This window comes from Pseudomonadales bacterium (assembly GCA_024234215.1).
Classification (GTDB): Bacteria; Pseudomonadota; Gammaproteobacteria; order Pseudomonadales; family UBA5862; genus JACKOQ01.
Window position 1 is genome coordinate 256,489 of record JACKOQ010000002.1, and the last position, 18,986, is coordinate 275,474.

At 66.1% G+C, this 18,986-nt stretch carries 20 protein-coding genes; 13 read left to right on the forward strand and 7 right to left on the reverse strand.

Translation table 11 applies throughout. The annotated features are described in order from the left end of the window. Positions 1-168: 168 nt before the first annotated feature. The 3 genes from H7A13_05580 to H7A13_05590 all read right to left on the reverse strand — a co-directional run bounded on the left by H7A13_05580 (position 169) and on the right by H7A13_05590 (position 2,908). Positions 169-1,242, reverse strand: a complete 1,074-nt coding sequence (locus H7A13_05580) for a ferritin-like domain-containing protein (protein MCP5332812.1) — start codon at positions 1,240-1,242, stop codon at positions 169-171. Positions 1,243-1,401: 159 nt separating this feature from the next. Beyond that, entirely contained in the window at positions 1,402-2,148 is a 747-nt protein-coding gene (locus tag H7A13_05585) for a thioredoxin fold domain-containing protein (protein ID MCP5332813.1), read from the reverse strand. A 37-nt stretch (positions 2,149-2,185) separates the two neighbouring features. After that, a complete protein-coding gene (locus H7A13_05590; protein ID MCP5332814.1) occupies positions 2,186-2,908 on the reverse strand; it encodes a ComF family protein in 723 nt (240 codons plus the stop codon). A 120-nt stretch (positions 2,909-3,028) separates the two neighbouring features. Here H7A13_05590 and bioB point away from each other — a divergent pair, with 120 nt between their 5' ends. From bioB to bioD, 4 genes are read left to right on the forward strand one after another with little or no spacing between them, the layout of a single operon-like run. After that, positions 3,029-4,099, forward strand: a complete 1,071-nt coding sequence (gene bioB, locus H7A13_05595; GenBank protein ID MCP5332815.1) for a biotin synthase BioB — start codon at positions 3,029-3,031, stop codon at positions 4,097-4,099. A gap of 10 nt (positions 4,100-4,109) precedes the next feature. Further along, a complete protein-coding gene (gene bioF / locus H7A13_05600) occupies positions 4,110-5,312 on the forward strand; it encodes an 8-amino-7-oxononanoate synthase (GenBank protein MCP5332816.1) in 1,203 nt (400 codons plus the stop codon). Further along, complete coding sequence (gene bioC / locus H7A13_05605) at positions 5,309-6,133, forward strand: malonyl-ACP O-methyltransferase BioC (GenBank protein MCP5332817.1); 825 nt, start codon at positions 5,309-5,311, stop codon at positions 6,131-6,133. Before bioF ends, bioC begins: the two co-directional genes overlap by 4 nt. Continuing rightward, positions 6,130-6,804 carry a dethiobiotin synthase gene (gene bioD, locus H7A13_05610; GenBank protein MCP5332818.1) on the forward strand — a complete coding sequence of 225 codons (675 nt, stop codon included), beginning with the start codon at positions 6,130-6,132 and terminating at the stop codon, positions 6,802-6,804. The genes bioC and bioD overlap by 4 nt, the downstream gene beginning before the upstream one ends. Before the next feature lie 9 nt (positions 6,805-6,813). Here bioD and H7A13_05615 read toward each other — a convergent pair whose 3' ends face one another. Then, positions 6,814-7,260 (reverse strand): DUF1499 domain-containing protein, encoded by a 447-nt coding sequence (locus H7A13_05615; GenBank protein ID MCP5332819.1) that lies wholly within the window; start codon positions 7,258-7,260, stop codon positions 6,814-6,816. A 137-nt stretch (positions 7,261-7,397) separates the two neighbouring features. On the opposite strand from H7A13_05615, the gene H7A13_05620 reads away from it, so the two are divergent. After that, positions 7,398-8,696, forward strand: coding sequence for a M18 family aminopeptidase (locus H7A13_05620; protein ID MCP5332820.1), 1,299 nt, complete (start codon positions 7,398-7,400; stop codon positions 8,694-8,696). Between the two features lie 5 nt (positions 8,697-8,701). On the opposite strand, the gene H7A13_05625 is transcribed toward H7A13_05620, so the two are convergent. Further along, positions 8,702-9,046 (reverse strand): TusE/DsrC/DsvC family sulfur relay protein, encoded by a 345-nt coding sequence (locus tag H7A13_05625; GenBank protein MCP5332821.1) that lies wholly within the window; start codon positions 9,044-9,046, stop codon positions 8,702-8,704. A 238-nt stretch (positions 9,047-9,284) separates the two neighbouring features. On the opposite strand from H7A13_05625, the gene H7A13_05630 reads away from it, so the two are divergent. The 8 genes from H7A13_05630 to tatC all read left to right on the forward strand — a co-directional run bounded on the left by H7A13_05630 (position 9,285) and on the right by tatC (position 17,314). Further along, positions 9,285-12,422, forward strand: a complete 3,138-nt coding sequence (locus tag H7A13_05630) for a VPLPA-CTERM sorting domain-containing protein (GenBank protein ID MCP5332822.1) — start codon at positions 9,285-9,287, stop codon at positions 12,420-12,422. A gap of 172 nt (positions 12,423-12,594) precedes the next feature. Further along, positions 12,595-13,368 carry a bifunctional demethylmenaquinone methyltransferase/2-methoxy-6-polyprenyl-1,4-benzoquinol methylase UbiE gene (ubiE, locus tag H7A13_05635; GenBank protein MCP5332823.1) on the forward strand — a complete coding sequence of 258 codons (774 nt, stop codon included), beginning with the start codon at positions 12,595-12,597 and terminating at the stop codon, positions 13,366-13,368. Positions 13,369-13,378: 10 nt separating this feature from the next. Further along, the gene (locus H7A13_05640) at positions 13,379-13,993 is read left to right on the forward strand and encodes an SCP2 sterol-binding domain-containing protein (GenBank protein ID MCP5332824.1); all 615 of its coding nucleotides are present in this window, start codon (positions 13,379-13,381) and stop codon (positions 13,991-13,993) included. Then, positions 13,990-15,615, forward strand: a complete 1,626-nt coding sequence (gene ubiB, locus H7A13_05645) for a ubiquinone biosynthesis regulatory protein kinase UbiB (GenBank protein ID MCP5332825.1) — start codon at positions 13,990-13,992, stop codon at positions 15,613-15,615. The genes H7A13_05640 and ubiB overlap by 4 nt, the downstream gene beginning before the upstream one ends. A 28-nt stretch (positions 15,616-15,643) precedes the next feature. After that, complete coding sequence (locus H7A13_05650; GenBank protein ID MCP5332826.1) at positions 15,644-15,985, forward strand: phosphoribosyl-ATP diphosphatase; 342 nt, start codon at positions 15,644-15,646, stop codon at positions 15,983-15,985. An 11-nt stretch (positions 15,986-15,996) separates the two neighbouring features. After that, positions 15,997-16,221: a Sec-independent protein translocase subunit TatA gene (locus H7A13_05655; protein ID MCP5332827.1), complete on the forward strand. Its 225-nt coding sequence runs from the start codon at positions 15,997-15,999 to the stop codon at positions 16,219-16,221. A gap of 15 nt (positions 16,222-16,236) precedes the next feature. Continuing rightward, complete coding sequence (tatB, locus tag H7A13_05660; protein ID MCP5332828.1) at positions 16,237-16,542, forward strand: twin-arginine translocase subunit TatB; 306 nt, start codon at positions 16,237-16,239, stop codon at positions 16,540-16,542. Further along, positions 16,529-17,314: a twin-arginine translocase subunit TatC gene (gene tatC, locus H7A13_05665; protein ID MCP5332829.1), complete on the forward strand. Its 786-nt coding sequence runs from the start codon at positions 16,529-16,531 to the stop codon at positions 17,312-17,314. The genes tatB and tatC overlap by 14 nt, the downstream gene beginning before the upstream one ends. Positions 17,315-17,340: 26 nt before the next feature. Here the strand turns inward: tatC and H7A13_05670 are convergent, their stop codons facing one another. Beyond that, entirely contained in the window at positions 17,341-17,778 is a 438-nt protein-coding gene (locus H7A13_05670; GenBank protein MCP5332830.1) for a D-tyrosyl-tRNA(Tyr) deacylase, read from the reverse strand. Continuing rightward, positions 17,775-18,746: a prolyl aminopeptidase gene (pip, locus tag H7A13_05675; GenBank protein ID MCP5332831.1), complete on the reverse strand. Its 972-nt coding sequence runs from the start codon at positions 18,744-18,746 to the stop codon at positions 17,775-17,777. The genes H7A13_05670 and pip overlap by 4 nt, the downstream gene beginning before the upstream one ends. Positions 18,747-18,986 lie beyond the last annotated feature (240 nt).

Here is an 18,986-nt window from a genome sequence, read left to right on the forward strand (position 1 = left end):
TTTGTCGTTTCAGAACAATCGTCGACGTTCCCGGCAGACCGGCGATCCAGTGCAGCATCCTCGTCAGGACGGCCGCGCCTTCACGCTGTCGAAAAAAAACCCTCTGCATGGCGTTTCCATGCAGAGGGCACAGTGGTCAGATCAAGAGCTCAACGGGACGCACCCGGATCAGGCGCTCTTGTCGAACAGCGGCTTCTCCAGTTCGACCCAGTCGATCTCATGGTTGTCCGGGTAGGTCGAATAGGTCAGCAGACCCAACTGGTCATACTTCGACCGGATCTTGTCGGTCAGCAGGCCGACCCGGTTCAGGTTCGGCATCACCCGGGTGAAGAGCAGATTGCGGAAGTTGCCGGCCACATCGGAGTCGAGCTGCCATTTGCGGGCCTCCTCGGGATCCCAGCCGAACTGCGCAAAGACATCGCTGGTGATCAGCCGTTCGCGCATCAGCACGCAGACATCGAAGGCAATCGCCGCGGCATCCTCGCGCTCCTGGGTCGGCAGGGTCTTGACGAAGTCCTCGAGGAAATTGACGCCAAAGGTGACATGGCGCGCTTCGTCACGGATCACCAGATGGCAGACCTGGGCGAACAGCGGATCGACGGCGGACATCTTGGCGCTGTTGAAGGCCGCCAGCGCCAGCCCCTCGATGATCAGCTGCATGCCGATGAACTTGAGATACCAGCGCTCATCGCCCAGCACCTTGTCGAGAATCGCCTTCAGCGTCTCGCTGATCGGATACATGAAGCCGATCTTGCGCCGCAGGTATTTGTTGAACACCTCGACATGGCGGGCCTCATCGAAGGTCTGGGACGAGGCATAGAGCTTGGCCTCATAGGTGGGCGCGCAGCTGACCAGCTGCGAGGCCACCAGCATGGCGCCCTGCTCACCATGCAGGAAGTTGCTGCATTTCTGCGCCATCATGTGCCAGTCGAATTCGATCTTCTTCTCTTCCGACATCGCTTCATAAGGCGCAAAGCCACGGAAGGCATTGTACTTCTGGTCGGTGATGAACTTGGTCCGGTCGACCGGGGTGTCCCAGTCCAGATCATCCTCGGCATTCCAGTTGAGCTGTTTGCCGAGCTCGTAGAGCCGCTCCAGCCGGTCATTGGTGATGCTGTAGTCCCAGTTGTAGGAGCCGACCAGCGGCGTGTGGAAGATCTCCCGGATGATCTCGATCTCGTTCGGTCCCAGTCTGGCGTTGATCTCTTCCTGCTGATGCAGGTCAATCAGGTCACGATGCATCTTCTCTACGATCTTGACGTTGGGCATGGCAGTACTCCGGCGTGGAAAGTGTGGTGTGATGGCTGCGACCGCCACTCATCCACGCTGTGGCACATCGCCTGACCATAAGACCATTCCAAAAACAGGGTTGTATTGACCCACGTCAAGCGCCCGAGACATTCACTCAGCCGCACCCGGTTCGCCTTTGACCGCAGCCACCAGATTCTCGAACGGCACCATGCCGGGAATCAGCTGCCCATCGGCCAGAATGATGGCCGGCGTGCCCTGCACGCCGAGCTTCAGCCCCAGCGCATACTCCTTGGCCACCGGATTGCTGCAACGGGCGGTCGGCACCTTCTTGCCGGCCTTGGCATCGGTGAAGGCCTGCTGCCGCTCCTTGGCACACCAGACCGACACCATCTTGTCATGGGTGGCGGAGCTGAGCCCCTCGCGCGGGAAGGCCAGGTAGCGCACCTCGATGCCCGCCTTGTTGAGCGCCGGCACCATCTTGTGCAGCTCGCGGCAGGCACCACAGTCGACATCGCTGAAGATGGTGATGGCGTGATCGGAGGGCTGCCCCGGAAAGATCACCATCTCCTCCGGTTTGATCTCACTCAGCAACTTGACGCGCTCCTGGGCACGCCCCTCCTCGCTGACATTGATCGCGCCGGCACCGGTCAGCCGGTAGAGGTCGCCGACGATGAAGTGGCTGCCATCGGCCGTGCTGTAGAGCACCGGGCCCTGCTCGGTGGTGACCCGGTAGATCCCGGTGATCGGGCTCGGGCTGATCTCGGCAATGCGCACTCTGGGCACACCCTTTTCGATGGCGGCCCGGATGGTCGCCTCGGCAGTGGATTCGGCCAGCACGGCCTGGATGCCAAGCATCGACCCGCACAGCAGCAGCACCCACGACAATCGTCTGATCATCACTTTCATCTCCTGAAGTTGTTCAACACGGTTCGCATCAGCCGCGGCGTGGCGTGCGGGCCACGGCCCACACCTCCACCTCGATCGCGCCGGCACGGCGCAGGACGCGGCTCATCGCCTGCGCCGTCGCGCCGGTGGTGACCACGTCATCCACCACTGCCACCCGCCGGCCGGCCAGCAACCCTTTGACCACGAAGGCGTCACGCAGGTTGCGTTGCCGCGCCTTGAAATCGAGCTGGCGCTGGTCGACACCCGAGCCACGCTGTTTCAGCAGATGGCAATCGACCTCGATGCCAAGTCGTCGACCCAGACCGACCGCCAGCTCCTGCGCCTGATTGAAGCCACGCTGACGCAGCCGGCGGGGATGGCTCGGCACCGGCAACAGCAGCTCGGGTGGCGGCGCGCTGGCCAGCCGCCCGACGCGTAGATGGCTGGCCAACAGATCGGCGAACAGCCGGCCGAGTGCCGGTTGCGGCTGCTGCTTCCAGTCGCGCAGCAACTGGTCGAGCGGCGGCGCGAAGGCCAGCGGCGCCACCACTTGGCTGAAGGGGGGCTCCTGCGCCTGACAGCGGCCGCAGAGCAGTTCGGCCGCCGGCAGCGGCAGTGCACAGCGGCGGCAGCCATGTGTGATCCATGGCAGTTCGGCCTCGCAGGGTGCGCAGAGGTCGAGCGGCCGGTTGCTGCCCATTGCGCAGAGCAGGCAGTGGCCCGGCAGCAGCGCGAATTGCAGCCGATCGAGCGATTGGTAAACCGCCCTCATCCACCTGGGTTGACAATTCTGCCGCCACTGCCGTACCGTCATCGGCCACTGCGCAGGCTGCGGTCGTCGCACGCGCATCGAACAGACTCCATTTTCGTCACCCTGGTCAAGGAACCCGCCATGCACAGCCCCGCCGCCCACCCCATCCGCCATGACTGGAGCCGCGGGGAGGTCGAAGCACTCTTCGCCCTGCCATTCAACGATCTGATCTTCAGGGCGCAGAGCCTGCACCGGCAGTTCCATGATCCCAACCAGGTGCAGATCAGCACCCTGCTGTCGATCAAGACCGGTGCCTGCCCCGAGGATTGCGCCTACTGCCCACAAAGCGGGCACCATGATACCAGCCTCGAGAAAGAGAAACTGCTGGAGCTGGAGCGCGTCGTCGAGGCCGCCCGCAACGCCCGCGACAAGGGCGCCACCCGCTTCTGCATGGGCGCCGCCTGGCGCTCGCCGCATGAGCGCGACATGCCCCATGTGCTGTCGATGGTGCGGGCGGTGAAGGGGCTCGGCATGGAGACCTGCATGACCCTCGGCATGCTGACCGGGCCGCAGGCGCAACAGCTGGCCGAGGCCGGACTCGACTACTACAACCACAACCTCGACACCTCGCCGGAGTACTACGGCGCCATCATCACCACCCGCACCTATCAGGACCGGCTCGACACGCTGGCCCATGTGCGCGAGGCCGGCGTCAACATCTGCAGCGGCGGCATCGTCGGCATGGGCGAGGCGGAACGTGACCGCGCCGGCCTGTTGCAGCAGCTCGCCAACCTGCCACAACATCCCGAGAGCGTGCCGATCAACCTGCTGGTGCGGGTCGAGGGCACGCCGCTGGCGCAGGTCGACGCGCTCGACCCCTTCGACCTGGTGCGCACCATCGCCGTGGCGCGCATTCTGATGCCGGCCGCGCAGGTGCGCCTCTCCGCCGGCCGCGAGGGGATGGAGGATGGCATCCAGGCCCTCTGCTTCCTGGCCGGTGCCAACTCGATCTTCGTCGGCGAGAAGCTGCTCACCACCCCGCTGCCCGAGACCAGCGCCGACCTGAAGCTGTTCGCCCGGCTCGGCATTCGTCCCGAAGCCCGCACCGAGTCGGCCGACAACCTGGCTGCCACTGCGGCGCTCATCGATGCCGCGCAGCGCACCGCGAACGACGACCGTTTCTACGACGCCATGTCACCCTCTGCCCACTGACGTCACGGCCATGAACCCCCTGCTGGAGGCGCTGACACAGCGGCTCGAAACCCGTGTCGCTCAGCAGCTCTACCGGCAGCGGCGTGTCACCGACTCACCGCAGCAGCCGCTGCTCAAGCAGGATGGCCGTGAGCTGCTCGCCTTTTCGAGCAACGACTACCTGGGGCTGGCCAACCATCCGCGGGTCATCGAGGCCTTCACCGCCGCCGTCCGCCAGTATGGCGTCGGCAGCGGCGCCTCCCACCTGATCAATGGCCATCTGCGCCCGCATCACCAGCTCGAAGAGGCGCTGGCCGACTTCACCGGCCGCGAGCGGGCAGTGCTGTTCTCGACCGGCTACCAGGCCAACCTCGGCACCCTGAGCGGACTGCTCGGCCACCACGACCGGATCTATCAGGACCGCCTCAACCACGCCTCGCTGATCGATGGCGCCACATTGAGCCGGGCCAGACTGCTGCGCTATCGCCATGCCGACAGCGGCCATCTGGCCGAACTGCTCTCGCGCCGGCCGCCGGCCACCACCGCCCTGATCGCCACCGACGGCGTCTTCAGCATGGATGGCGATCTGGCGCCGCTGCCGCAACTGGCGCGGCTGGCCAGCGACCATGGCGCCTGGCTGATGGTCGACGACGCCCATGGCATCGGTGTGCTGGGCGAGCAGGGCGGCGGCAGCCTCGAACGGTTCGGGCTGGGGCAGGCGCAGGTGCCGATCCTGATGGGCACCCTCGGCAAGGCACTCGGTACCTTTGGCGCCTTCGTCGCCGGTGCCGCGCCCTTGATCGAGACCCTGATCAACACTGCCCGACCCTACATCTACACCACCGCGCTGCCACCGGCGGTGGCAGCGGCGAGCTGCGTCAGCCTCGAACTGCTGCGTCAAGAGGGGTGGCGGCGGGAGCGGCTGCGGCAGTTGATCGACCAGCTGCGCGCCGGTGTCGCCAGCCTTGGTCTGCCGCTGATGCCGTCCACCACGCCGATTCAGCCGCTGCTGCTGGGATCGAGCGCCACCGCGCTCACCTGGAGTCAGGCGCTGGAGGCGCAGGGCATTCTGATCACCGCGATCCGGCCGCCGACGGTGCCGCAGGGCAGCGCCCGACTGCGGATCACCCTGAGCGCCGCCCACCAGCCACAGCAGATCGACCGGCTGCTGGAGGCGCTGGACAAGGTCAGGCGACAGCTCGGCGCGCCCGAACTCGCGCAGGCCAACCCATGAACCCTCCACCCTCCGCCGAGACAGTGGCCGCAGCGGCCGCGCCGCCGATCGACAAGGGGCGCATCGCCCGCTCCTTCGGCCGCGCCGCCGGCAGCTACGACAGCGTCGCCGACCTGCAACGCCACGCCATCCAGCGGTTGATCGAGCAGTTGCCGGCCGATCTGACGCCACAGCGGATCGTCGATGGCGGCTCCGGCACCGGCCTTGGCGCGCTGGCACTACGCGAACGCTACCCGCAGGCGCAACTGACATTGCTCGATCTGGCGCCGGCGATGGTCCGTCATGCCCGTGCCCGCCCGCCGTTGCAGGCTGCCCAGCACCTCTGCGCCGACCTCGAAGCCGTGCCGCTGGCCAGCGGTTCGGTCGAGCTGCTGTTCTCCAGCCTGGCACTGCAGTGGCTGCCGCGGCTCGATCTTTTTCTCGATGAAGCCTGGCGACTGCTGGCCCCCGGCGGCTGGCTGCTGTTCTCGACCCTGGGGCCGGCCACGCTGCAGGAGCTGCGCGGCGCCTGGGCCAGTGTCGATGCCAACGTCCATGTCAACCGCTTTCTGCCGGTCGATCAGATCGAAACCGCCCTCGGCCGCCACCCGTGGCGGCAGCGCCGGCTGATTCCGGCGCCGCTGGTCAGACACTACCCCAGTCTGCGCGCGCTGACCCATGAGTTGAAGGCGCTCGGCGCCCACAACCTCAATCCGGACCAGCCGACCGCTCTGACCGGTCGCCAGCGCATCACCCGCGTGAGCGCGCACTACGAAACCCTGCGCACCGCAACAGGGCTGCCCGCCAGTTGGCAACTGCTGCTGGGGGTGCTGCAACGGTGAAGCGGGCCTACTTCGTCACCGGCACCGACACCGATGCCGGCAAGACGCTGGTGTCGAGCGCGCTGCTGCTGCGTGCCCGCCAGCAAGGCTGGCAGACCGCCGCGGTCAAGCCGGTGGCCACCGGCGGTCTGCCGCACCAGGGCGTGCTGAAGAACGACGACGCGCTGCAACTGCAGCGACAGAGCACACTGCCGCTCGACTATGCGCTGGTCAATCCGGTCTGCCTGCATGATCCGATCGCGCCGCACATCGCCGCCCAGGAGGCCGGCATCGCGCTGCACGCAGCACTGCTCGCCACTGCCTGCCGCCGGGTGCTGGCGCTGGGCGCCGACTTCACGCTGATCGAGGGTGCCGGCGGCTGGCGGGTGCCGCTCAATGACCGCGAGACCCTGGCCGATCTGGCCCGCCTGCTCGGCCTGCCGGTGATCCTGGTGGTCAACATGAAGCTCGGCTGCATCAACCATGCGCTGCTGAGCTGCGAAGCCATCGCCGCCGATGGCCTGCCACTGGCCGGCTGGGTCGCCAACCGTGCCGCACCGCAGATGAGCCGCTTCGAGCAGAACCTCGCCAGCCTCGACCGGCTGCTGCCGGCGCCCCGGCTGGGCATGGTGCCCCACCTGACGCCGGTCAGCGCCGAACAGGCCGCCCCCTGGCTGCGGCTGCCCGACTGACCGCGTCCTTCAGCCCGAGAACTGCCGTCGCAGCATCTCGATTCGTTCGCGGTTGGTGCCGAGGTCGGAGCGACCGACCCGCGACGCAGATCGCACCTCGATCCGTCCCGGCGTGATGAACAGAAACTCCACATCATCGACAAAGCGCAGCAGGCGGGTGGTGAACTCGGCATGGAGGTAGGTGGGCGAGACCGTCACCAGCCGAACCCGCGGCTGGCTGCCAAGCAACTGCTCCAGCCGGGCGCGCGCCTGCTCCGTGCTGCCGGAGTAGCTCAGCGGTGCGATGGCATGTTCGGCGTCGGCGGCCGCCGCCTCGCTCGACACACAGTTGGGGCTCTGCGGACAGGGATGCAGGTGGTTGTCGACCACGCCGATGTTTTGCGGTGGCGGGGCCGAACAGCCGCCCAGCAGCGGCAGACAGAGCAGGGCGAGCCGAGTGGCATGTCGCGGGCGCATGGCGGACTCCTCATTGGTGCACTGGAACTGCCGCACACTATAACCGGCCGGCGCGCCTGGCCCGCATCGATGGATTGTCGCCGGCGTCATCGCTGTGTAACAGTAGCCGCGCCCTGTCCAACCGCTGCGAGGTCCGCATGGAACTTCCCCACTTCAACGACGGCCTGTTCCGCTATCTGCGCCGCTCACCGACCCCCTTTCATGCCGTGGCCGAAGCGGTACGGCTGTTGGTCGAACGCGGCTTCACGCCGCTGAACGAGGCCGACGGCTGGTCGCTGACGCCGGGGCAGCGCTATCTGGTCACCCGCAACGGCTCGTCGCTGATCGCCTTCGTGCTCGGGCAGCGCAGTCCGCTGGAGTCGGGCATCCGCATGGTCGGCGCCCACACCGACAGCCCCTGCCTGCGGGTGAAGCCGGAGCCGGTGCTGCGCTCACAGGGCTGCCTGCAACTGGGCGTCGAACTCTACGGCGGCGTGCTGCTGAACCCCTGGTTCGACCGCGACCTGTCGCTGGCCGGCCGCGCCACCTGCCTCACCACCCGTGGCGAGCTGGTCAACCTGCTGATCGATCTGAAAAAACCGCTGGCGGTCATTCCCAGCCTGGCGATTCACCTCGACCGCGACGCCAACAGCCAGCGCAGCATCAACGCCCAGAACGACCTGCCACCGATCCTGCTGCAACTCGACGACAGGCAGAGCTTCTCCTTCACGCTCTGGCTGCGCGAACAGTTGCAACTGGCCCATCCCGAGGTCGAAATCGGCGAGGTGCTGGGCCACGAACTGAGCTTCTACGACACCCAGCCCCCCGCCTATGTCGGCTGGGATGACCAGTTCATCGCCAGCGCGCGGCTCGACAACCTGCTGAGCTGCCACGTCGCCCTCGCCGCCATCGCCGAGGCCGGCAGCGAACTCAGCACGCTGATCGTCCTCAATGACCACGAAGAGGTCGGCAGCGGCTCGGCGGCCGGCGCCCAGGGGCCCTTCCTGCGCGCGGTGCTGGAGCGGATGGTGCCGGGCAGCGAAGCCCTGACCCGCGCCATCGACCGCTCGCTGTTCGTCTCGGCCGACAACGCCCACGGCATCCATCCCAACCATGCCGCCAAGCATGACGCCAACCACGGCCCGAGGCTCAACCAGGGTCCGGTCATCAAGTTCAACGCCAGCCAGCGCTACGCCAGCAACAGCGAAACCGCCGCCTGGTTCCGCCACCTCTGCACCCAGAGCCGGGTGCCGGTGCAGAGCTTCGCCGTGCGCAGCGACATGGGCTGCGGCAGCACCATCGGCCCACTGACCGCGGCCGAGATTGGCGTGCGCACCGTCGATGTCGGCGTGCCCACCTTTGCAATGCACTCGATCCGCGAACTGGCCGGCCGCAGCGACGCCCACCACCTCTACCGGGTGATCAAGCGGCTATTCGCGACCGAACGGCTGTCGTAGCCGCGCTACAGGCAGTGGGTGGGCTTGGGCAGCCCGGCGATCTTGGCCGCCAGCTTGGCCGGACTGCCCGGAAAGAGCCGCAGCAGATGAATGCTGCGCCCCTGCTCCGGCCCCAGCTCGCGGGCAATGAAGTTGACCAGCGGCCGCATCGCCGGTGACTGCTGGTAGCGGCGGTAGAACTCACGCAGCAGGTGGATGATCTGCCAATGCTCGGCGGTCAGGGTGATGCCCTCGGCCAGCGCGATCTGCTGCGCCACCGCCTCGCTCCACGCATCGAGCCGGCACAGATAGCCCTCGGCATCGGTTTCGACCGCCATGGTGACCCTGCTCACGCTCTCCGACTGCTGCATGGCACCCATTCTAGGCGTTTTCGCCCCCTCTGCTCACCTGCCACGCTGACCAGAAAAAGTGTCAACATTTTTTACAAAATCATGAATAAAAAGCCAATCCACACGCACGCTCAAACAATTTATGTTTAAAAAACAAAAACATGACAACTGTGGCACGATTTTTATATGGAAAATGTGCCCAGAGACAGAAACAGCGCACTTGCTGACAATTCCACTCACTGAAAGCGAGAACGATCAGATGAAAACAAAACCGCCACATCCCTTCACGCCACGTCTGCTGAGCCTGATGGTCGCCGTGGCCTTTCTTCCCTCCGTACCGGCCATGGCCGCCAATTGCGTCTGGAACCCAGCCGCCGGGAATTGGGCCACTGCCGGCAACTGGTCCTGCGCACAGGTGCCAGGCAGCGCTGACAGTGCCGGCATTGCCGGCGGCCAGACTGTCATGGTCAACTCGGCACAATCGATCTTCAATCTGAACAACGCCGGCAGCCTCAACATTGACATCTTTCTGCTGACCCTGAACGGCGGCGGTGCCACCCGCAACAGTGGGGCCATCAATGTCGGCAGCGGAGCGATCCCGTTCAATGCCGCACTGCAGGTCGGGGGTGGGCACAACATCGACAACAGCGGTGGCACCATCAATATCTCGGCTGACAGCGTGCTCAACCAGTTTGGCAGCACGATCAGCGGCGGCAGCATCAACACCTTTGGCAGCGGCAAGGTCGTCGCCTTCAACAGCAACAGCAATGCCCTCAGCGCTGTCACCCTCAATGGCAACCTCGATCTGGCGAGTGCGACCGGTGTCGAGCGGGTGTTCGGTGGCCTGACGCTCAATGGCGTCATCGACCTCAACAGCAACAGCGTGCTGTCGTTCGGCGGTGACCAGACCCTGGGCGGCACCGGCAGCGTGGTCCTTGGCGACTCTGGCAGCAGCAACCGTGCCCTGAGCCTGGAGGGTGACACCACCCTCACCATCGGCTCGGACATGGTGGTACGCGGCAAGCATGGCACCCTCGGACAGGCCTACCTCTCCGGCGGCTCCCAGAAGCTGGTCAATGATGGCCGCATCGCTGCTGACGTCAGTGGCGGCATTCTCTATCTCGCCCCTTCGCACGGCACCACCAACAACGGAGTGATCGAGGCGCAGAATGGCGGCACCCTGGTGCTCAACAGCAATGTTGCCGGAACCACCGGCAGCGCCCTCAATGCCGGTGCCGGCAGCCTGATTCTGCAGAACGGCGTCACGCTGAGCGGGGTGATCAACACCAGCGGCAGCGGCAACCTGCGGGCCAGCAACAGCAACAGCAATGCCCTCAGCGCTGTCACCCTCAATGGCAACCTCGATCTGGCGAGTGCGACCGGTGTCGAGCGGGTGTTCGGTGGCCTGACGCTCAATGGCGTCATCGACCTCAACAGCAACAGCGTGCTGTCGTTCGGCGGTGACCAGACCCTGGGCGGCACCGGCAGCGTGGTCCTTGGCGACTCTGGCAGCAGCAACCGTGCCCTGAGCCTGGAGGGTGACACCACCCTCACCATCGGCTCGGACATGGTGGTACGCGGCAAGCATGGCACCCTCGGACAGGCCTACCTCTCCGGCGGCTCCCAGAAGCTGGTCAATGATGGCCGCATCGCTGCTGACGTCAGTGGCGGCATTCTCTATCTCGCCCCTTCGCACGGCACCACCAACAACGGAGTGATCGAGGCGCAGAATGGCGGCACCCTGGTGCTCAACAGCAATGTTGCCGGAACCACCGGCAGCGCCCTCAATGCCGGTGCCGGCAGCCTGATTCTGCAGAACGGCGTCACGCTGAGCGGGGTGATCAACACCAGCGGCAGCGGCAACCTGCGGGCCAGCAACAGCAACAGCAATGCCCTCAGCGCTGTCACCCTCAATGGCAACCTCGATCTGGCGAGTGCGACCGGTGTCGAGCGGGTGTTCGGTGGCCTGACGCTCAATGGCGTCATCGACCTCAACAGCAACAGCGTGCTGTCGTTCGGCGGTGACCAGACCCTGGGCGGCACCGGCAGCGTGGTCCTTGGCGACTCTGGCAGCAGCAACCGTGCCCTGAGCCTGGAGGGTGACACCACCCTCACCATCGGCTCGGACATGGTGGTACGCGGCAAGCATGGCACCCTCGGACAGGCCTACCTCTCCGGCGGCTCCCAGAAGCTGGTCAATGATGGCCGCATCGCTGCTGACGTCAGTGGCGGCATTCTCTATCTCGCCCCTTCGCACGGCACCACCAACAACGGAGTGATCGAGGCGCAGAATGGCGGCACCCTGGTGCTCAACAGCAATGTTGCCGGAACCACCGGCAGCGCCCTCAATGCCGGTGCCGGCAGCCTGATTCTGCAGAACGGCGTCACGCTGAGCGGGGTGATCAACACCAGCGGCAGCGGCAACCTGCGGGCCAGCAACAGCAACAGCAATGCCCTCAGCGCTGTCACCCTCAATGGCAACCTCGATCTGGCGAGTGCGACCGGTGTCGAGCGGGTGTTCGGTGGCCTGACGCTCAATGGCGTCATCGACCTCAACAGCAACAGCGTGCTGTCGTTCGGCGGTGACCAGACCCTGGGCGGCACCGGCAGCGTGGTCCTTGGCGACTCTGGCAGCAGCAACCGTGCCCTGAGCCTGGAGGGTGACACCACCCTCACCATCGGCTCGGACATGGTGGTACGCGGCAAGCATGGCACCCTCGGACAGGCCTACCTCTCCGGCGGCTCCCAGAAGCTGGTCAATGATGGCCGCATCGCTGCTGACGTCAGTGGCGGCATTCTCTATCTCGCCCCTTCGCACGGCACCACCAACAACGGAGTGATCAGCACGGTGGCTGGCAGTACGGTGTCGATCGGCAACAGCTTCCTCAATGCCGAAACCGGGCTCATCACCGGCAATGGCACCGTGGTGGCACCCAGCGGCGGTCTGACCAACGCCGGCCATGTGGCACCGGGCGCTTCGCCAGGCACGCTGACCATCGCTGGCAGCTATGTACAGACCACGGCGGGCACCCTCGACATCGAACTGGCTGATTTGAGCAGCTTCGACCTGCTGAAGGTGACCGGCAACGCCACGCTGGCCGGCACGCTGGCGCTGCACTGCTTTGGCGCCTGCAACTTCGCGGTCGATGACACGCTGAAGATTCTCGACGCCGCCGACAACGCCAGCAGTCTGACCGGCAGCTTCGACAGTCTGCTGCTGAGCGGCTTTGGCTCCGGCCAGTTCGACGTCATCTACGACCGGGCGCTGGGCGATGTGCTGCTGAAGGTGACCCAGGCAGTCACCCCGGCACCGGTGCCACTGCCGGCCGCCTCCTGGCTGATGCTCGGCGGCCTTGGCCTGCTTGGCGGCCTGCGCCGGGTGAAGCGCGCCGGTTGATCGGTTCCATCCCCCCTCCCGGTCTTGCGCACCTCAGGCAAGGCCGGGAGGGGCACCCCGCTTCCCGTCCCTGTCGCGCGCTGCGCACCACGGCCGACTGCCCCGCACCGGCCCGATCAAATCCACCCGAAGGGTGTACAATCGCGTAGCCTCCACTTTTGCGTGATCCGCCATGTCCCACCTCGACCCTGCTGCCGACGAGGGCAGCCAGACCACCGATTTCGGTTACCAGCAGGTGCCGCTGCGCCAGAAGCGGGCGCGGGTCGCCGAGGTGTTCGACTCGGTGGCCGGTCGTTATGACCTGATGAATGACCTGATGTCGTTCGGCATCCACCGGCTGTGGAAGCGGCTGACGGTGGAGGTGAGCGCGCTGCGGCCGGGCGACTGGGCGCTCGATGTCGCCGCCGGTACCGGCGATCTGACCGATCTGATGAGCCGCAAGGTGGGCCGCCATGGCCGGGTGGTGATGAGCGACATCAACAGCGCGATGCTGCAACGGGGCCGCGACCGCCTGCTCGACCGTGGCGTGGCCGGCAATGTCGACTGGCTGATCAGCGATGCCGAAGCGCTGCCCTTTGCCGACGACAGCTTTGCCGTCGTCACCATCGGCTTCGGTTTGCGCAATGTCACCGACAAGGCGCGGGCGCTGGCCGAGATGGCGCGCATTCTGAAGCCGGGCGGGCGGCTGCTGGTGCTGGAGTTCTCCAAACCGACCCACCGCCTGCTGGAGCAGTGCTATGACCGCTACTCCTTCAGCGTCCTGCCGCGCCTCGGTCGGCTGGTGACCCAGGACAGCGAGAGCTACCGCTATCTGGCCGAGTCGATCCGCATGCATCCCGATCAGGAGCGGCTGCGCGCGATGATGGCCGAGGCCGGGCTGGCCGAGTGCCGTTACCACAACCTGACCGGCGGCATCGTGGCGCTGCACCGGGCGATCAAGCCCTGAGGCACCACCGATGACCGTGCTGCGCCGTCTGGCACTGCTGCCACTCGAACAGAGCATCAACCAGTTGCTGCACCACGATCCGCGCAGTCTGGCGCGGCTGGAGGCACTGGCCGGCCACTGCATCGCGGTGCGGCTGACCACGCCGCCGCTGCGGCTCTTTCTGCTGCCGCGGCACGGCGGGGTGTCGCTGCGGCTCGACCACCCCACCACCGCCGATGTGCAGATCGTGGCCACGCTGCCGGCGCTGGTCGCCTACCTCGGTGGCCATGACAACGGTCCGGCGCTGCAACTGCAAGGTGATGCCGAGCTGGCCGGCACACTGCAATCGATTCTTGCCCAGCTCGACATCGACTGGGAGGCGGCGCTGTCACGACTGACCGGCGGCCTGCTGGCCCATCAGACCGGGCGGCTGCTGCGCGCCACCCGCCGGCAACTGGCACGCGGCGGCGACCACCTCACCGACATGGTCGCCAACTGGCTGGTCGAGGAGTCGCATACGCTGCCGGCGGCAGTCGAGGTGGCGCGGCTCAACGATGCCGTCGATCAGCTGCGGTTCGACAGCGACCGGCTCGAAGCGCGGCTGAAGCGGCTCGAACGACAACGCGGCGGGCATGGCGCGGCATGAAGAATCTGCTGCGCCTGCTCTCCATCCTGCGGGTGCTGTTGCGCCACCGGCTCGACCTGCTGCTGCCCGCCTCGCACCGGCCAGCGCCGTTGCGGCTGCTGCTGTGGCCGCTGGCGCTGCTGCCGGCGCCGGTGCGACCACCGGGTGAACGGCTGCGGCTGGCCTGCGAGTCGCTGGGGCCGCTCTTCATCAAGTTCGGACAGATGCTGTCGACCCGCCGCGATCTGCTGCCCGAGGAGATCGCCGATGAGCTGAAGAAGCTGCAGGACCAGGTGCCGCCCTTTGCCAGCAGCGAGGCGATGGCGCTGGTGGAGCGTGATCTCGGCCAGCCGATCGAGGCGCTGTTCAGCAGCTTCGACCCGACACCGTTGGCCTCGGCCTCGATCGCCCAGGTGCATGCCGCCCAGTTGCCCGATGGCCGCGCCGTCTGCGTCAAGATCGTCCGGCCCACCATCGAGCCGGTGATCCGCCGCGACCTGGCGCTGCTGCAACGGCTGGCCGACTTTGCCGAGCGCAACTTCAACGACGCCCGCCGCCTGCAACTGAGCCGGGTGGTGCGCGACTATCAGACCACCCTGCTCGATGAGCTGGACCTGAAGCGCGAAGCGGCCAACACCATGCAGTTGCGCAGCAACTTCGCTCACTCGCCGCTGCTCTACGTGCCCGAGGTCCATTGGGACTACAGCCGGCCATCGCTGCTGGTGATGGAGCGGATCCATGGCATTGCGGTCTCCGAGATCGATCAGTTGCGCGGCGCCGGCATCGACCTGAAGAAGCTGGCCGAACGCGGTGTGGAGATCTTCTTCACCCAGGTCTTTCGCCACAACTTCTTTCATGCCGACATGCACCCCGGCAACATCTTCGTCTCGACCCGGCGGCCCGACAGCCCGCAGTACATCGCCATCGACTGCGCGATCATGGGCGCGCTGACCGAAGCCGACCAGCGCTATCTGGCCACCATCCTGCACGCCTTCTTCCAGCGCGACTATCAGGAGGTGGCCCGGCTGCACAGCGAGTCGGGCTGGATCGGCGCCGCGGTGCCGGTGCACGACTTTGCGGCGGCGATCCGCACGGTCTGCGAGCCGATCTTCCAGAAGCCACTGAAGGAAATCTCGCTCGGCGAGCTGCTGATCTACCTGTTCCAGACCGCCCGCCGCTTCGACATGGAGATCCAGCCGCAACTGGTGCTGCTGCAGAAGACCCTGTTGCAGATCGAAGGACTGGGGCGGCAGCTCTACCCCGACCTCGACCTCTGGAGCACCGCCAGCCCCTTCATCCAGCGCTGGATGCAGGAGCGCAGCGGACCGCGCGCACTGGCCGGCCGGCTGTTGCGGCAGTTGCCGAACTGGGCCGAGCAACTGCCGGAGCTGCCGAGGCGGCTGCAGCAGAGCTGGTTGCAGATCGATCAGCTTGGTCAACTGCAACGGGCGCAAGCGGCGGCACTGCAGCAGCTCCAGCAGGGCATCGAACGGCGGCAGCGGCGGCAACGGCTGATCGCATTGCTGCTGCTGGTTTCGGGTCTCGGCTGGCTCTTCAGCAGCCACCACGACCCGCAGGGCAGCCTCAGCGGCGGCGGGCTGCTCAGCCTGCTGGCCGGACTGTGGCTCTACGCGGCAAAATGAACCGCTCTCATTCCGGAGGCAGTCGACCATGAGCGATGTCCTGCAACGGCTGGCCGAGGTGCTGGAGGCACGCAAGACGATGGCCGCGGCCGACTCCTATGTCGCCAGCCTGCATGCCAAGGGGCTCGATCAGATTCTGAAGAAGGTGGGCGAAGAGGCGGTCGAGACCGTGCTGGCGGCCAAGCAGATGCAGTCGAGCGGCGACGGCGAGCCGCTGATCCGCGAGACCGCCGACCTCTGGTTCCACTGCCTGGTGATGCTGAGCCACCTCGGCCTGCACCACGACCAGGTGCTGGCGGAGCTGCAACGGCGCTTTGGCCTGTCGGGCCTGGCCGAGAAGGCCGCCCGGCCCACATCCAATCACAGCTAGGAGGAGTCGACATGGGACGCTTTGGTCTCACGGAGTTACTGCTGATCTTCGGCATCGTGCTGCTGCTGTTCGGCACCAAGCGGCTGCGCAACCTGGGCGGCGACCTCGGCAATGCGCTGAAGGGGTTTCGCGATGCCATGAAGGATGACAAAGGCGGCGACAAGGTCGAAGAGCAGCCGAGTGCACGGGTGATCGAAGGCGAAGCCAAAGAGAAGAGCCCGGAACGTCAGCCGTAGCGGCGGGAGTTCGCCATGTTCGACATCGGTTTCAGCGAACTGCTGCTGGTGGGGGTCGTCGCCCTGCTGGTGTTCGGCCCGGAGCGGCTGCCCGAACTGGCGCGCAACGGCGCACTCTGGCTCGGCCGGCTGCGCCGCGCCATGCGCGATGCCAAGCAGAGCATCAAGGATGAGCTGGGCACCGACGAGATCATGCAGCAACTGCACAACGAAGAGGTGCTGCGCAAGCTGGGCGAGGATCCCAACCGCCTGAGCAGGCCCGCACCACCGCCAGCGCCACCCGTCACCACCGCGCATGACCCGGCCAATGAGCGCCACTGACCCACAAGCGGATGATGCAGCCACCGAATCGTCGCTGCTGTTCCACCTGCGCGAGCTGCGCAGCCGACTGATCCGCATCGTGGCGGTGACGGTGCTGCTGCTGTTGGCGCTGCTGCCGTTTGCCAACGAGATCTACCTGTTCTTCTCCAGGCCGTTGACCGCACTGCTGCCAGCCGGCAGCAGCATGATCGCCACCGAGGTGGCCTCGCCCTTCTTCGCCCCGTTCAAGCTGACCTCGGTGGTGGCGCTGCTGCTGGCGATGCCCTATCTGCTCTACCAGCTCTGGAGCTTCATCGCCCCGGGCATGTATCGCCACGAAAAACGCTTTGCGCTGCCGCTGCTGCTGGCCAGCATCCTGCTGTTCTATGGCGGCATCGCCTTTGGCTATTTTCTGGTGCTGCCGACACTGTTCGCCTTCTTCACCAGCACGGCGCCGCAAGGGGTCGCGCTGATGACCGACATCAACCAGTATCTCGACTTCGTGCTGAAGTTTCTGTTCTCGTTCGGCATCACCTTCGAGGTGCCCGTCGCCACCGTGCTGCTGATCCGCGCCGGCATCGTGTCGGCCGCCGCCCTGGCCGACAAGCGTCCCCATGTGATCGTGCTCTGCTTCGTCATCGGCATGGTGCTGACGCCACCCGATGTCTTCTCGCAGACGATGCTGGCAGTGCCGATGTGGCTGCTGTTCGAGGCCGGACTGCTGTGCGGACGGCTGCTGACGCCGCCAGCGGAGCCGGTGAAGACGGAGGTCACGACGCAACCGCCGCACTGAAACCCCGTCCCGGCCGGTCGCGGGCGTCAGCTTTCCAGCCAGAAGGTGACCGGACCCTGATTGAGCAGGCTGACCGCCATGTCGGCGCCGTAGCGTCCTGACGCCACCTTGCAGGGGAGCTGCGCTGCCTGCGCCAGCAGCAGGTCGAACAGCTCGCGCCCCTGCGCCGGGCTGGCGGCGGATGAGAAGCTGGGTCGCAATCCCCGGCGGGTGTCGGCCACCAGCGTGAACTGCGGCACCAGCAGCAGCTCACCTCCGGTGTCGAGCAGACTGCGGTTCATCCGGCCACTCTCATCGGCAAAGATGCGGTAGCGCACCAGCCGATCGAGCAGAAGCGCTGCCCGCGCCGGCGTGTCGTCCGGCTCGACGCCGATCAGCGCGAGGATGCCCGCACCGATCGCGCCGACCTCTTCACCCGCCACCACCACCCTGGCCCAGGCGACCCGCTGGATCACTGCCTTCATGCGGTCGGCAATGTGCCATCGCTGAACCGGCGCGCCATCTCGTCGGTGGCGCGAATCAGCGCATCGGTGATGCCCGGTTCGGTGGCGGCGTGGCCGGCCTCGCGGATGATCTGCAACTCGGCGTCGGGCCAGTGGTTCTGCAGGGCGATGGCGTTGTCGAGCGGACAGACCATGTCGTAGCGGCCATGGATCAGCATGCCGGGAATGCCGGCCAGCCGTTCGGCGTTGCGCAGAATCTGGTTGGCTTCGAGAAAGGTCTCATGGGCGAAGTAGTGCGCCTCGATGCGCGCCAGGGCCAGCGCCCGCTGTGGTTTGATGAACCAGTCGATCAGATCCTTGCGCGGCTTCAGCGTCGAGCAGCGCGCCTCCCACTGTGCCCACACCTTGGCAGCGCCCATGCGGGCGATCTCGTCGCTGCCGGTCAGCCGGTGGTAGTAGGCGGTGATCATCGCATCGCGCTCCGCCGGCGGAATCGGTTCGAGGTAGTCGCGCCAGTAATCGGGAAAGACCAGACTCGCCCCCTGCTGATAGAACCAGTGCAGATCCTGCTGGCGACAGAGAAAGATGCCACGCAGCACCATCGCCAGCACCCGTTCGGGATGGCTCTGGGCATAGACCAGGCTGAGGGTCGAGCCCCAGGAGCCGCCGAACAGCAGCCAGCGCTCGATGCCAAGCAGTGTGCGGATGCGCTCCATGTCACCGACCAGATGGTGGGTGGTGTTCTCTTTCAGTTCGGCATGCGGGGTCGAGCGGCCGCAGCCGCGCTGATCGAAGCAGATGATGCGGTACTTCTCGGGGTTGAAGAAGCGGCGGCTGTTGGCATCGCAGGCGGCACCCGGTCCACCATGGACGAAGAGCACCGGAATGCCCCGTGGATTGCCACTCTCCTCCAGATAGAGCTCATGCAGGTCGCTGACCTTCAGCCAGTGGCGTTGATAGGGTTTGATTTCCGGATAAAGCACCTGCATCACGTAAGCCCGCTGCTGTGTGTGGATGAAAAAGAGCGTGGCCAGCCGCCAGGACTCTCCCGCTCTGGCGCCGATCAGGCAGAGATGGTAACGGATTGATTCGCCCGAGGGTGAATCCGTTGCGGCCGGATCGACCGCCCCATCTCTGCCTGCATCTGGCAAAATCTCGACTATGCTTGATCAGTGAGGCTCTTCGCCGATGCCCAACCCTCTACCGTTGCCGACGCTCGGCCCTTGACG